The organism is Allosphingosinicella sp. (assembly GCF_035626655.1).
GTDB lineage: Bacteria > Pseudomonadota > Alphaproteobacteria > Sphingomonadales > Sphingomonadaceae > Allosphingosinicella.
In genome coordinates this window covers 161,024-174,070 of sequence record NZ_DASPNF010000002.1, presented here as the reverse complement: position 1 = coordinate 174,070, position 13,047 = coordinate 161,024, and the positions used below count along the sequence as shown (strand labels likewise).

At 69.9% G+C, this 13,047-nt stretch carries 13 protein-coding genes; 7 read left to right on the top strand and 6 right to left on the bottom strand.

Going from position 1 to position 13,047, the window contains the following annotated elements; all coding sequences use genetic code 11:
* Window positions 1–103 precede the first annotated feature (103 nt).
* Complete coding sequence (hflC, locus tag VEC11_RS01605) at window positions 104–961, bottom strand: protease modulator HflC (RefSeq protein ID WP_464128535.1); 858 nt, start codon at window positions 959–961, stop codon at window positions 104–106.
* The gene (hflK, locus tag VEC11_RS01600; RefSeq protein WP_464128534.1) at window positions 958–2,085 is read right to left on the bottom strand and encodes a protease modulator HflK; all 1,128 of its coding nucleotides are present in this window, start codon (window positions 2,083–2,085) and stop codon (window positions 958–960) included. Before hflK ends, hflC begins: the two co-directional genes overlap by 4 nt.
* A 302-nt stretch (window positions 2,086–2,387) precedes the next feature.
* Between hflK and VEC11_RS01595 the strand changes: the two genes are divergently transcribed.
* Window positions 2,388–3,173: an Mrp/NBP35 family ATP-binding protein gene (locus VEC11_RS01595; protein WP_464128599.1), complete on the top strand. Its 786-nt coding sequence runs from the start codon at window positions 2,388–2,390 to the stop codon at window positions 3,171–3,173.
* Window positions 3,157–3,585, top strand: coding sequence for a CoA-binding protein (locus VEC11_RS01590; protein WP_464128533.1), 429 nt, complete (start codon window positions 3,157–3,159; stop codon window positions 3,583–3,585). Before VEC11_RS01595 ends, VEC11_RS01590 begins: the two co-directional genes overlap by 17 nt.
* Here VEC11_RS01590 and VEC11_RS01585 read toward each other — a convergent pair.
* From VEC11_RS01585 to ubiA, 4 genes are all read right to left on the bottom strand, one after another.
* Entirely contained in the window at window positions 3,582–4,607 is a 1,026-nt protein-coding gene (locus VEC11_RS01585; protein ID WP_464128531.1) for a retroviral-like aspartic protease family protein, read from the bottom strand. The two genes, VEC11_RS01590 and VEC11_RS01585, sit on opposite strands and share 4 nt — an antisense overlap.
* A gap of 83 nt (window positions 4,608–4,690) precedes the next feature.
* Complete coding sequence (locus VEC11_RS01580) at window positions 4,691–5,452, bottom strand: 3'(2'),5'-bisphosphate nucleotidase CysQ (protein WP_464128529.1); 762 nt, start codon at window positions 5,450–5,452, stop codon at window positions 4,691–4,693.
* A complete protein-coding gene (locus tag VEC11_RS01575; RefSeq protein WP_464128528.1) occupies window positions 5,445–6,791 on the bottom strand; it encodes a TldD/PmbA family protein in 1,347 nt (448 codons plus the stop codon). The genes VEC11_RS01580 and VEC11_RS01575 overlap by 8 nt, the downstream gene beginning before the upstream one ends.
* Before the next feature lie 37 nt (window positions 6,792–6,828).
* A complete protein-coding gene (ubiA, locus tag VEC11_RS01570) occupies window positions 6,829–7,767 on the bottom strand; it encodes a 4-hydroxybenzoate octaprenyltransferase (protein WP_464128526.1) in 939 nt (312 codons plus the stop codon).
* Window positions 7,768–7,929: 162 nt separating this feature from the next.
* Between ubiA and VEC11_RS01565 the strand changes: the two genes are divergently transcribed.
* From VEC11_RS01565 to VEC11_RS01545, 5 genes are all read left to right on the top strand, one after another.
* A complete protein-coding gene (locus VEC11_RS01565) occupies window positions 7,930–8,625 on the top strand; it encodes a DNA alkylation repair protein (protein WP_464128525.1) in 696 nt (231 codons plus the stop codon).
* A complete protein-coding gene (locus tag VEC11_RS01560) occupies window positions 8,622–9,365 on the top strand; it encodes a 16S rRNA (uracil(1498)-N(3))-methyltransferase (RefSeq protein ID WP_464128523.1) in 744 nt (247 codons plus the stop codon). The genes VEC11_RS01565 and VEC11_RS01560 overlap by 4 nt, the downstream gene beginning before the upstream one ends.
* Before the next feature lie 68 nt (window positions 9,366–9,433).
* Window positions 9,434–10,810 (top strand): glutamate--cysteine ligase, encoded by a 1,377-nt coding sequence (locus VEC11_RS01555; protein ID WP_464128522.1) that lies wholly within the window; start codon window positions 9,434–9,436, stop codon window positions 10,808–10,810.
* Window positions 10,810–11,778: a prolyl aminopeptidase gene (gene pip, locus VEC11_RS01550; protein WP_464128520.1), complete on the top strand. Its 969-nt coding sequence runs from the start codon at window positions 10,810–10,812 to the stop codon at window positions 11,776–11,778. Before VEC11_RS01555 ends, pip begins: the two co-directional genes overlap by 1 nt.
* A gap of 140 nt (window positions 11,779–11,918) precedes the next feature.
* Complete coding sequence (locus tag VEC11_RS01545; protein ID WP_464128519.1) at window positions 11,919–13,043, top strand: PPC domain-containing protein; 1,125 nt, start codon at window positions 11,919–11,921, stop codon at window positions 13,041–13,043.
* The last annotated feature ends 4 nt before the right edge of the window (window positions 13,044–13,047 follow it).

Here is a 13,047-nt window from a genome sequence, read left to right as displayed (position 1 = left end):
TTCTTATCCTTCCTTCACTTCGATCCGCAGCCCACCGGATCTCAGGCACGCTAGATGGGGCGGCTGAATGAGATTTGAATGAGTTGTTTCGCTTCTGACCTCATCAGCGTCCACCCCGGAACTGCCGCAGATAATCGTTCTGCGGCGACAAGATGATGCTCGACCGGCCGCGCTGGCCCTCCCGGCTGCCCAGGAAGGTCTGCTGGTAGGACTGCATGGCGCGGTAGAAATCGTAGAATTCCGCATCGCGGTTGAACGCCGAGGCATAGGTCGCGGCCGCCTCGGCATCGGCCTCGGCGCGGATGATCTGAGCCTGGCGGTTGCCCTGCGCCTCGATCGAGGTCGCTTCCTGCTGCCGGGCCGTGCGCATCCTTTGATAGGCCGATTCGAGCGGCGTGCCGTTGGGCAGGTCCGCGCGCTTGATCCGGACGTCCACGATCTCGGCGCCATATTGGGCGGCGACCCGGTTCAGCGCCGTCCGGATATTCTCCATCATCTGGCCCCGTTCGGGGGTGAGCAGGGCCGCCGAGGGCCGCCGGCCGAATTCGTTGCGGAGCGCCGAGGCAAGGATCGGCTTCAGCTGGTTGGCGAGATTCTCCTCCGTCCGGGCCGCAATGTACATCTGGAGCGGGTCGCGGATCCGGAAGCGGGCGAAGGCGTCCACCTCGAGCCGGAGCTGATCGGTGGAGAGAACCGGCTGGTCGTCCATCTCGAGCGAGAGGACACGTTTGTCGATCCAGTGGATCTGCTCGACGAACGGGATACGGGCGATAATGCCGGCGCCGCCCGGGCCGAAGCCGGCATTGGGCTGGTAGCCGTTGATCACACGCACCGGCTGGCCGAAGCGGACGATCACCGCCTGCCTGGTCTCCTGCACGATCGAGAAGGTGCTGGCGACGAGAATCAGCAGCACGATTGCCAGCACGCCGATCGCGATCGGATTCCTCAGCAGGCGGGTCATCGGCCGGCTCCCGTCGCCGGCGCGGGCGTCGCTGCGCCGCCCCGGCCCTGGAGCGACGGCAGCGGCAGGAAGGGCTGCACGCCCGGCGCCTCGACCACGGTCGTGTCGGTCTGCTGCAGGATCGCCTCCATCGTCTCGTAATACATGCGCCGCCGGGTCACTTCCGGCGCGAGCCGGTACTGGGTGTAGAGCCGCTCGAATTGCGCCGCCTCGCCCTGCGCCCGGGCGGTGATCTGCTGCGCGTAGCCGCGGGCAGCATTGACCGCCGACTGCGCGCGCTGGGTGGCCGCCGAAACCTCGAGGAAGGCGGCGTTCACCTGCGCCGGCGGAGCCGACTGGCTGACCGAGACGCTCTGGATCTGGATGCCGCTATCGTACCGGTCGAGGACTTCCTGCATCCGGCGCTGCACCCTTTGCTCGATGTCGCCGCGGCCGGCGCCGAGCGCATCGTCGAGCGAGACCCGGGCGACGGCCTCGCGCATCGCGCTCTCGGCGACCTCGCGAACGGTCTCGTCGGGGTCGGCGAGCTGGAAGAGATAGAGCTCGGGCGAGCGGATGTTCCAGCGCACCGTATAGCCAAGGTTGATGACGTTCTGGTCGCCGGTCAGGATCAGGTTCTCGGCCCGGCCCCCCGGGATCTGGAGGTCGCGGATGCCGGCGGTATCGACCTTGGTGACGCTGCCGATCGGATAGGGCCAGGAGAAACCGATACCGGGCTGCAGGGTGCCGGAATACCAGCCCAGAGTCGTGACCACGCCCTTTTCCTGCGGGCCGATCCGGTGGATCGAGGTGAAGGCGATCCAGAGCAGCACGGCGATGATCAGGCCGTAGACGATCCAGGGCCGGCTGCCGCCCGGAATGCCGCCGCCGAAGCGGGCGCGGCTGCGGCGCAGGAATTCGTCGAGCGAGGTGACGTCGCCGCCGCCGCGGCCGCCGCCCCCGCCGCCGCGCGGGCCGGGCTTGCGCCGGCCGGGGCCCCAGGGGTTGCGCGGGCCGCCACCGCCGCCGCCGTCATTGCCGCCGCCGCCGTCACCACCCCCGCCACCGCCGGGGCCCCAGGGGCCGCCGCGATTATCGCTCATCATCATCCCGGGGCGCCGGAACCAGCCGAAAAATCGTTTCATGCGCCTTCCTATAGGGACGGGTCTTGCGGAAAAACAGTGGCAAGCGCGGTTGCAGCGCCTATCTGGCCCCGATGAGCGAAGCGAACGATCCGATCGGCGCCGTTTTGAGCGCGATTCCCGACCCTGCGGGCCGCGGCAGTCTCGCCGGGGCGGGCCGGATCGCGATGACCCGCCTCAAGGACGGCATCGCCACGATCATGCTGGACGCGACCGGCCTCTCGGCCGAGCAGCGCGCCGGCCTCGAGCGGCAGGTGCGCGCGGCGATGATCGGCGTGAAGGGCGTCATCGACACCAGGATCGCGATGACCGCCGAGAAGCGCGAGCGGACGATCGTCGCCATCGGCTCGGGCAAGGGCGGGGTCGGCAAGTCGACCGTCTCCGCCAATATCGCGATCGCATTGGGCCGGCTCGGCAAGAAGGTCGGCCTCGTGGACGCGGACATTTACGGCCCCTCCCAGCCGCGGATCATGGGCCAGTCCGCCCGGCCCGAGCTGGTCGACGAGATGATCGTGCCGCTGCCGGCGCACGGCGTCCGCATGCTCTCCATCGGCCAGCTGATCGAGCCGGGCACCGCCGTCGCCTGGCGCGGGCCGATGACCGCCTCGGCTCTCTCCAATCTGATGGAGGGCGACTGGGGCGATTGCGAGATATTGATCGTCGACCTGCCGCCCGGCACGGGCGACGTGCAGATGACCCTGATCCAGAAGTGGAAGCCGGCGGGCGCGGTGATCGTCTCGACGCCGCAGGACCTCGCCCTGATCGACGCGATGCGGGCGATCGACATGTTCCGCAAGATGGACGTGAAGGTGATCGGCCTGATCGAGAACATGGCCGGCTATGCCTGCCCGCATTGCGGCGAGGTCTCCGACCCGTTCGGCTCGGGCGGGGCGCAGGCGGCCGCGGGGGTGATGGACATCCCCTTCCTCGGCCGGATCCCGCTCACGCTCGAAATCCGCCGGGCCTCGGACGCCGGCTCCCCGCCCGCCGCGGGCGAAGGCGAGGAGGCGGCGCTCTTCAGGGAACTGGCGAAGAAACTGCTCGCTCAGCTCGGGCAAGGTGCAGGAGGATTGCATGCCGCTCACCCGTGACGAGGATATCTATGAATTGCTGGCCGGGACGCGCACGATCGCGATGATCGGCGCCTCGGACCGGCCGGACCGGCCGAGCTACGGCGTGATGGCCTATCTCCAGTCGCGCGGCTATCGCGTGCTCCCGGTCAACCCGCAGATCACCGGCGAGCATGTCCATGGCGAGTTCGTCTGGCGCGAGCTGTCACAGATCGGCGAGCCGATCGACATGGTCGACATCTTCCGCCGCCCTTTGGCCGCGGGCGAGGCGGTGGACGAGGCGATCGCCGCGGGCGCCAAGTCGGTCTGGCTGCAGATCGGCGTGATCAACGAGGAAGCGGCGGCCCGCGCCGAGGCGGCCGGCCTCAAGGTGGTGATGGACCGCTGCCCGAAGATCGAGATCCCGCGGCTGGGGGTGCCGCGGGTCGGCTAGCGCGACCGGCGCCAGAGCGCGCTGCCGGCGATGCGGGTCGGCGCCAGCAGCATGGCGCCGTCGTCGATCAGCACGCGCACCCGGCGGTTCGGGAAGTCGACCGAGACGCGGTCGAACAATTGCAGCGCGTCCATGCCGAGCAGCAGGGCCGGGCGCTCCTCCAGCCCGAGCTGGCGGAAGGGATGCACGTCGGCGAAGGCGATCGGCAGATTGTTGATGTCGATCCCGCCGATCCGGATCCGCCGGGCGATGCTGTATTGGGCGGTGACCTCGCCGCCGGTGATGCTGACCATGCGGATCGGCGCCATCGGCCCGAGCCGGTTGCGGCGGGCGAGCGCGGCGCGCAGCGCGCTGTTGCCGACGCTGACCTCGGAGCCCGTGTCGATGATCACCCAGACGCGCTGGCCGTCGATCGCGGCGTCGACGAGCACGAGGCGGCCGTAAAGGCTGCGGCCGGTGACGACGACCGTGTTCGAATCCGGCCAGCTCTCCTCGCGGCGGCGGGACGGGGTCACCGTCATCTCGCGGCGCTCGAAATCGAAAGTGACGCGCTGGCTCTGCAGCGAATCCACGCCGAGAATGCCGGAGGCGCCGAGATTGGCGCGGGCGAGCGCGGGCGCGTGGATGCCCGCGATCGAGCGGCTGCCGACGCGCAGTTGCGGAATCACGACGGTGGCGATCTGGCTGACCTCGGTCATCGAGTGGACGGTGGTGAGCCGGCCCGGCTGCAGCGCGAGGGTGCGCGCCAGCTCGGAGGAAATGACGGTCCGCTCGGCACCGGTATCGACGATGAAGCGGAACGGCCCGCGGCCGGCGATGCTGACGCCGACCGTCATCCGCTCGTCCACCTCGCGGGCATAGTTCAGCGTCTCGGCCTGCTGCTGGTCGAGCTGGACGGGCGTCGGGACGGGCGAGGGCGCCGCGATCCGTGGCGGCGCTGCTTCCTGGGCGGCGCCGGAGCCGGCCAGCGCAGCGGTCGCGATCAGCCCGGCCAGCAGCCGCAGGGACGTCCGTCTCCGCATCATTCCTCTCCGCATCTCTTTGCGCGGAAGGATAGACCCCAATGTCGAAAAAGCGAAATCCGTTCGACGAACGACGTGCTGGATCAGACCACGGCCATGGCGCGCTCGCGCAGGCGCTCGACCGCGGCGGCGTGGATGCCGGGGGTGGCGACGAGCACGCCGAACGCCTCGCCGGATGCGGTGTTGAAGGCGAGCGGCTGGCCGAGCGCGCCGCTCACGGTCGCTCCCGCCTCCTCGGCGATCAGGGCGGCGGCGGCGATGTCCCATTCGAAGCCCCAGCGCAGGGTCGCCAGCAGATCGGCCTCGCCGGCGGCCACCATGGCGATGCGCAGCGCGATGCTGTTGGGCTTGGCGACCGCGACGAGATCGCGGTCGACCTTCGGCAGACTGTCGGCGGGGACGCGGGCACCGGCGAGCTCGGCGCGCGGGCTGACGGCCAGCCGCGCGCCGTTGCGCCAGCTGCCCCGCCCGCGCTCGGCGGTCCAGAGCTCGCCGCGCTGCGGGGCGGCGAGCGCACCAAGCACCGGCACGCGGTCCTCGATCAAGGCCACGGAGACGCACCAGCCGGTTCGCCCCCGCAGGAAATCGCGCGTGCCGTCGATCGGATCGACTACCCAGAGCCGCCGCCGCTCGATCCGGTCGCTGTCGTCCAGGGTCTCCTCGGAGAGCCAGCCGGCCTCGGGGTCGAGCGCGGTCAGATGCTCCCGCAGGAAAGCGTCGACCTCCAGGTCGACTTCGCAGACCGGGTGGCCAGGGACCTTTTCCCAGCGCTTATAGTCCGTGTCGCAGCGGCCGGCGGCGATCCGGCCGGCCTCCTCCGCGATTCTGGCAACAGCTTCAAGCACCGGCGACCGTCATCCCGTTCACCCGCAAGGTCGGAACGTTCACCGTCCGGCGATGCTCCAGGTCGTTTGCCGGGACCAGCGCGCGGAACATGGCGAGCAGATTGCCGGCGATGGTGATCTCGTCGACCGGCTCGGCCAGCGCGCCGTCGCGGATGACGAAGCCGGAGGCGCCGCGGCTGTAGTCGCCGGTCACCGGATTGACGCCGCTGCCGATCATCTCGGTCACGTAGAGACCCAGTCTGATGTCGGCCATCAGCGCCTCGGGGCTCATCGCACCCGGCTCCAGATGGACGTTGGTTGCACCCGTGCCCGGCGCGCCGCCGATGCCGCGCGTGGCATGGCCGCTGGTCTCCAGGCCGAGCTGGCGGGCGGAGGCGGCGTTGAGCAGCCAGCCGGTGAGGCGGCCGCCCTCGATCAGCCGGGACGGCCGGGTCGCCACGCCTTCCCCGTCGAACGGCTTGGACTTGAGGCCGCGCGGCCGGTGCGGATCGTCGACGATCACGATCGCGGGATCGAACAGCAATTCCTCCTCGCGCCCGAGCAGGAAGGAGGTGCGGCGGGCGATGCTCGGGCCGCTCATCGCGCCGAGCAGGGCCCCGACCAGGCTGCCGCCGACGCGCGGGTCGAACAGAACCGGCATCGTCCCGCTGCCGAGCTTGCCGGGATTGAGGCGCTTCACGGTCCGCTCGGCGGCGAGCCGGCCGATCGCCTCGGGCGCATCGAGATCGGCATAGTGACGGACGCTGTGGCTGGCGCTGTCGCGCTGCATGCCGCCGCCCTCGCCGCCGATCACGCTCGCATAGGCGCCATAGCCGGAGCTGGTATAGCCGCGGCAGAAGCCGTGCGAGGTGGCGAGCGCGATGACGGTGCGCCCGGCACTGATCCCCGCGCCTTCGCTGTTGGTGATGCCGTGGACGGCGCGGGCCGCCTCCTCGATCGCCAGCGCACGCTCCTTCAGCGCGACGGGCGACGGATCGGCGCCGTCATCGGCCTCCAGATCCTGCATCGGTCCGTGCAGCAGCCTGTCCCCGGGCGCCAGCCCGGCAAAGGGATCCTCGGGCGCCTCCCGGGCCATTGCCGCGGCGCGCTCGACCAGGGCGGCGAGCGCGTCTGCGGAAAGATCGGAGGAGGAAACGCTGGCCGAGCGCCGGCCGACGAACAGTCTCAGGCCAATCTCCTCGCCCTCGGACCGGGCCACGTCCTCGAGCGCGCCGAGGCGCACCTGCACCTCGGTCGAGCCCTCGCCGATATAGAGGACATCGGCCGCATCGGCCCCGGCCTTGCGGGCGGCCTCGACGAGGGCGCCGGCGCGCCCTTCCGCTTCACTGACGCTGAGCATCGGGGCGAGTTAGAGACTTGCCCGCCAAAAGCAACCTTCAGGCGGTGCCCACCACATAGCAGGCCGCGAACATGAGCAGGCCGGCGAAGCGGTTGGAGCGGAACTTGGCGAGCGCATCGGCCCCGTCGTCGGGTTTCAGCAAGGCGACCTGGCCCAGCAGATGAAACGCCATCGGAAGCAAGGCGAGCGGCGCCCAATATTCGAGCCGGACCTCGCGGATCGCGAGAGTCCAGAGCGCCAGTGCGAGCAGGTAGCAGACGAGGATGCCGAGCCGGGCATGCCGGCCGAGCGCGAGCGCGGACGATTTCACGCCGACCAGCGCGTCATCCTCCTTGTCCTGCAGCGCATAGATCGTGTCATAGCCGATCACCCAGAAGACCGAGCCGCCCCAGAGCCAGAAGGCCGCGGCGTCCATCCGCCCGGTCACCGACGGCCAGCCGACCAGGGCCGCCCAGGAGAAGACCAGGCCGAGCCAGGCCTGCGGCCACCAGGTGATGCGCTTCATGAAGGGATAGGCCGCGACCAGAGCGAGACTGATCAAAGCGACGATCTGGGCGGTGCGCTGCAGCTGGAGCAGGACGACCAGCCCGATCAGGCTCATCGCCACCAGCAATGCCCAGGCGCCCTTCAGCGACACGCGACCGCTGGCGAGCGGGCGGAGCCGGGTTCGCTCCACCTGCCGGTCCAGATCGCGGTCGATAATGTCGTTATAGACGCAGCCCGCGCTGCGCATCGCCCAGGCGCCGAGCGCGAGCCAGGCGATCAGGATCCAGCCGTCCAGCTCGCGGCCCGTGGCCGGCGCCATCCCCGCCAGCGCCACGCTCCACGCCCCGGGCCAGAAGAGCAGCCAGGCGCCGATCGGCCGGTCGAGGCGGATCAGGCTCGCATAAGGCCGCCATGAGGCCGGCAGCGCGCCGATCAGCCCGCGCCGCTCGCTGTCGGGGACGATGAACAGGTCGCCATGTCCCCCGGACATGGCTTCGCAGTGCGGGGCACTGCGAACCTGTTCATCCGTCTGGGGTTCGATGGCCATGGCTCCCTCTACCGTTCGGCCTGAGCTTGTCGAAGGCCTATTCTTCCTCTTTACGGGATAGAAGAAGGACAGGGCTTCGACAGGCTCAGCCCGAACGGGGTTTGTATGACTCAGCTCGCCGAAACTCTGCGCGCCGGGCTCGCCGCAGTCGCCGACCCGAACCGGGCGCCGGGCATGCAGGCCTATATGAAGTCGGCCATGCCCTATCTCGGGGTCTCCGCGGTGCCGCTGCGGCAGGTCTGCAAGGCTGTGTTCAAAGACCGCAGCTGGCCCGACAGCACTGCCTGGCAGAAGGACGTGCTGGCGCTCTGGCGCGGCGCCACGCATCGCGAGGAGCGCTATGCGGCGATCGAGCTGAGCGGCGTGCGCGCGGCCCGCGCCTTCCAGCGCATGGACGCGCTCGGGATGTACGAGGAGATGATCGTCACCGGCGCCTGGTGGGACATTGTCGACTGGATCGCCGGCCACCGGCTCTGGGCGATCCTCGAGAATGACCGGCCGGCGATGCGACGGACGATGCTCGGCTGGAGCCGCGACCCAGACATGTGGAAACGGCGCAGCGCGATCCTCTGTCAGCTCCGCGCCAGGCAGAAGACCGACCTCGACCTGCTCTATGCCTGCATCGAGCCGTCGCTCGATTCGAAGCACTTCTTCCTGCGCAAGGCGATCGGCTGGGCGCTGCGCCAATATGCCTGGACCGACCCGGAGGAGGTGCGGCGCTATGTGGCGGCGAACGAGGACCGGCTGAGCGGGCTCAGCAGGCGCGAGGCGCTGAAGAATATCGGAAAGGCTGCCGCATGACCGGCGCCACCCCCGCCTGGCCGCCGCACAGCCTGCCGCGCCTGTTCGTCGACCAGGCCTTGGCCGAGGGCGCGAGCGTCACCGTCGACGGCAATTATCTCGCCGCCGTGCTGCGGCTCGGGCCGGGCGATCGGGTGAAGCTGTTCGACGACCGGACCGGCGAGTGGCTGGCCGAGATCGTCGAGGCGGGGCGGAAGCGGGTGACGCTCCGGGTCGGGGAACGGCTGCGGCAGCGGGAGGATGTGCCCGACCTCTGGCTGGTCTTCGCGCCCGTCAAGCGCGGGCGGATCGACTGGCTGGTCGAGAAGGCGACCGAGCTGGGCGCCGCGCGCCTGCAGCCCGTCCTCACCCGCCGCACGATCGTCGACCGGCTGAACCTCGAGCGGCTGCGCGCCCATGCCGTCGAGGCGGCGGAGCAATGCGAACGCACCGCCCTCCCCGCTCTCGACGAGCCGCGCAAGCTGGAGGCCCTGCTCCGGGAGTGGCCCGCCGACCGCCTCCTCTATTTCGCCGACGAGGGCGGCGGCGAGCGCTTCGCCCCTGCCTCCGGCCCGGCCGCCATCCTGATCGGCCCGGAGGGCGGCTTCACCGAGGAGGAACGCGCCGCGATCCGCGCGCTGCCCCAGGCGCGCGCCGTCTCGCTCGGCCCGCGTATCCTCCGCGCCGACACCGCCGCGCTCGCCGCGGTCGCGCTCTGGATGGCGGCCGCGGGGGACTGGTCCCGGCATGGCGAGCGATAGAATCGCCTTATAAGTAGCGCATCGAAACCCGCTGGCGGGGCCGCGCGGCCCCGGCTAAAGCCGCGCCGATGACGACGCGTACCGAAACCGGGGGCAAGGCCGAGCGCCTGATCGAGAGCCGTGAAGACCTGCTCGCGGTGTTCGCCAGGGGCGAGAAGCCGCGCGAGGCGTGGCGGATCGGCACCGAGCACGAGAAGTTCGTCTATCGCTGCGCCGATCATCGCGCGCCCTCCTATGACGAGCCCGGCGGCATCCGGGACGTGCTGAACGAACTGGTCGCCTATGGCTGGCAGCCGGTGATCGAGAAGGGCAATGTCATCGCCCTGACCGGCCCGGACGGCGCCGTCAGCCTGGAGCCGGCCGGGCAGCTGGAGCTGAGCGGCGCGCCGCGCGAGCATCTCCACCAGACCTGCGCCGAGGCCGCGCGCCATCTCGACCAGTGCAAGGCGGTGGGCGAGAAGCTCGGCGTCTGCTTCCTCGGCATGGGCATGTGGCCGGACAAGGCGCGGAGCGACCTGCCGGTCATGCCCAAGGGCCGCTACACGATCATGCTGAACTACATGCCGAAGGTCGGCTCGCTCGGCCTCGACATGATGCTGCGCACCTGCACCATCCAGACCAATCTCGACTATGAATCCGAGGCGGACATGGCGCGCAAGTTCCGCGTCGGCCTCGCCCTGCAGCCGCTCGCCACCGCGCTCTTCGCCAATTCGCCCTTCACGGAAGGGCGGCCCAACGGCTTCCTCTCCTTCCGCTCCCATATCTGGTCGGACACCGATCCGGACCGGACCGGCATGCTGCCCTTCGTCTTCGAGGACGGCTTCGGCTATGAGCGCTATCTCGATTACGCGCTCGATGTGCCGATGTACTTCGTCTACCGCGACGGCATCTATCACGACGTGGCCGGCCGGAGCTTCCGCGATTTCCTCGACGGCCGGCTGGCGGGCTTCGAGGGCGAGAAGCCCCGCGTCTCGGACTTCACCGACCATCTCTCGACCATCTTCCCCGAGGTCCGGCTCAAGAGCTTCCTCGAGATGCGCGGCGCCGACGGCGGGCGCTGGGGCAAGATCTGCGCGCTCCCCGCGCTCTGGGTCGGCCTGCTCTACGACGATGCTGCGCTCGACGCCGCCTGGGACGAGGTCAAGCACTGGTCGCTGGAGGGCCGGCAGCGGCTGCGCGACAGCGTGCCCGCGCTCGGCCTCCGGGCCGAGACGCCCGACGGGGAAAGCCTGCAGCAGCTCGGCCAGCGGATCCTCGCCATCGCCGCGTCGGGCCTCAACGCCCGCGCCCGCTTCAACGCGTCGGGCGACAACGAATCCGGCTTCCTCGATCCGCTGCGCGAGGTCCTCGCCGCGGGGCGGACTCCGGCCGAGCGGCTGCTCGATCTGTACAATGGTGAATGGGCGGGCGATATCGACCGTATCTACGCGGAGCAGAGCTTCTGATGGCCGACCCTCGTTTCCCCGACCGCCGCACCCTCTATCCCGAGATCGAGCCGTATCGGACGGGCCGGCTGGAGGTCGGCGACGGCCATGTCCTCTACTGGGAGCAATGCGGCAATCCCGACGGCAAGCCGGCGGTGATGCTGCACGGCGGGCCGGGCGCCGGCTGCAGCCCGGCGCACCGCCGCCAGTTCGATCCCGACCGCTTCAACGTCACCCTGTTCGACCAGCGCGGCTGCGGCCGCTCGACGCCGCACGCCTCGCTCGAGGCGAACACGACCTGGCACCTGGTCGAGGACATGGAGCGGCTCCGCGAACATGTCGGCGTCGACAAATGGATGGTCTATGGCGGCTCCTGGGGCTCGACGCTGGCGCTCGCCTACGCCCAGACCCATCCCGAGCGGACCACCGAGCTGGTGCTGCGCGGCATCTTCCTGTTCCGCCAGAAGGAGCTGGACTGGCTCTACCAGTTCGGCGCCTCGGAAGTGTATCCGGACAAATGGGGCGAGTTCCTCGCGCCGATTCCCGAGGCCGAGCGCGGCGACATCGTCGAGGCCTATCGGCGCCGCCTGACCGGCGACGATGCGGCCGTCCAGCTCGCGGCCGCCAAGGCGTGGAGCAAGTGGGAGGCGGAAACGGTCACCCTGCTGCCCGATCCGCATGTGATCGAGGAGCATACAAGCGACGATTTCGCGATCGCCATCGCCCGGATCGAGAATCATTATATGGCGCACAAGGGCTGGCTCGAGGAAGGCCAGCTGCTCGCCAATGCGCACCGGCTCCGCGACATTCCCGGCGTGATCGTCCAGGGCCGCTACGACATGTGCACCCCGCCCGTCTCGGCCTGGGACCTGAAGCAGGCCTGGCCCGAGGTCGAGCTGCAGATCGTCCCCGACGGGGGCCATCTGTTCACCGAGCCGGGCGTGCTCGACGGCCTGATCCGCGCCGCCGACCGGTTCGCGGGCAAGTAGGCACCCTTCCCTCTCCCGTCGCTCCGGCGGGAAGCTTTCAATCGCCTTGCGAGGCGGTTCATTTCGGCGCAAGCATCATCGGTCTATCGCTGATTCGGCACGGTTCGTCGTGCCAACGGTTTCGACGGGGAGTTACTTACATGCGGAAGTTCTGGACTGCTTCGGTGGCCGCGATGGCGTTCACCCTCATGGCCGCGCCGGCCTCGGCGCAGGTTGCTGCGTCCCCATCGACGCAACAAGCCTGGGCGGGCTCGGGCGAGCTCACCGACAGCGACAGCACCGGGGCGGAAAACCACCGGTATGACGACCACATCCTGCAGCTGGAGGCCGGGTCGCGCTACCGCATCTCGGTCGATTCATCGGCCTTCGATCCGGTCGCCCGGCTCTACCGCCAGGGCTCGACCAATGCGGTCGCCGAGAATGACGACGGCGACGGCCTGAACCCGCGCATCACCTACACGCCGACCGAGAGCGGCGCCTATACGTTGCGCGTGCTCGCTTTCTCGGCCGAGGGCCGCGGCGCCTATACGGCGGGCGTGGCGCCGCTGCCGCCGCTCGCGCCCGGCGCCGCCGTGCCCTGGTCGGCCCGGGGCCGGATCGACAATGACGATTCATCCACCGGCGCGGACGGCTATCGTTATGACGAGCATATGCTTCGGCTCGAGGCTGGCCGCCGCTACATCCTGCGGGTCGAGGCCTCGGACTTCGACCCGATCGCCCGGCTCTACGCCGCCGGGGAAGACACCGTCCTTGCCGAGAATGACGATGGCGGCGACGGCCTGAACTCGCGCATCTCCTTCGTCCCCGAGACGACCGGCGACTATGCGCTTCGGGTCGCGCCGCTCGCCAATGACGGGCGCGGCTCGTACCGGGCGAGCGCCGAGGTGGCCCCGCCGCTGCCGGCGCCGCTCACCATGTTCCAGCGCATGTCGGCGACGGTCTGGCGGGACTATGAGGGCGCGCTCACCAATGGCGACGGCGACGGCCAGGACGGCACCAAGGTCGACGATTATCTCGTCCGCTTCGAGGCGGGCCAGGAGCGCTTCATCGCCCTCGAGGCCGCCGACTTCGACGCGGTCGTGCAGGTGCTGCGCGTGGACGGGCGCGAGCGCGGCGAACCGCTCGCCTCGAACGACGACGGCGGCAACAGCCTGAACTCGCTGCTGCGCTTCAGGGCGGAGACGGAGGGCGACTATATCGTCCGCGTCACCTCGCTCGGCGCGGGCGGGCGCGGGACCTACCGGCTCCGCGTCAGCGAGCGGTAGGCGC

Excerpts from the sequence above, each read along its gene's own strand:
- VEC11_RS01595 (WP_464128599.1), top strand. The coding sequence starts at position 2,388 with ATGACCGCCGAGAAGCGCGAGCGGACGATCGTCGCCATCGGCTCGGGC.
- VEC11_RS01590 (WP_464128533.1), top strand. The coding sequence starts at position 3,157 with ATGCCGCTCACCCGTGACGAGGATATCTATGAATTGCTGGCCGGGACG.
- pip (WP_464128520.1), top strand. The coding sequence starts at position 10,810 with ATGGCCGACCCTCGTTTCCCCGACCGCCGCACCCTCTATCCCGAGATC.
- VEC11_RS01585 (WP_464128531.1), bottom strand. The coding sequence starts at position 4,607 with ATGCGGAGACGGACGTCCCTGCGGCTGCTGGCCGGGCTGATCGCGACC.
- hflK (WP_464128534.1), bottom strand. The coding sequence starts at position 2,085 with ATGAAACGATTTTTCGGCTGGTTCCGGCGCCCCGGGATGATGATGAGC.
- VEC11_RS01565 (WP_464128525.1), top strand. The coding sequence starts at position 7,930 with ATGACTCAGCTCGCCGAAACTCTGCGCGCCGGGCTCGCCGCAGTCGCC.
- VEC11_RS01575 (WP_464128528.1), bottom strand. The coding sequence starts at position 6,791 with ATGCTCAGCGTCAGTGAAGCGGAAGGGCGCGCCGGCGCCCTCGTCGAG.
- VEC11_RS01545 (WP_464128519.1), top strand. The coding sequence starts at position 11,919 with ATGCGGAAGTTCTGGACTGCTTCGGTGGCCGCGATGGCGTTCACCCTC.
- ubiA (WP_464128526.1), bottom strand. The coding sequence starts at position 7,767 with ATGTCCGGGGGACATGGCGACCTGTTCATCGTCCCCGACAGCGAGCGG.
- hflC (WP_464128535.1), bottom strand. The coding sequence starts at position 961 with ATGACCCGCCTGCTGAGGAATCCGATCGCGATCGGCGTGCTGGCAATC.
- VEC11_RS01560 (WP_464128523.1), top strand. The coding sequence starts at position 8,622 with ATGACCGGCGCCACCCCCGCCTGGCCGCCGCACAGCCTGCCGCGCCTG.
- VEC11_RS01555 (WP_464128522.1), top strand. The coding sequence starts at position 9,434 with ATGACGACGCGTACCGAAACCGGGGGCAAGGCCGAGCGCCTGATCGAG.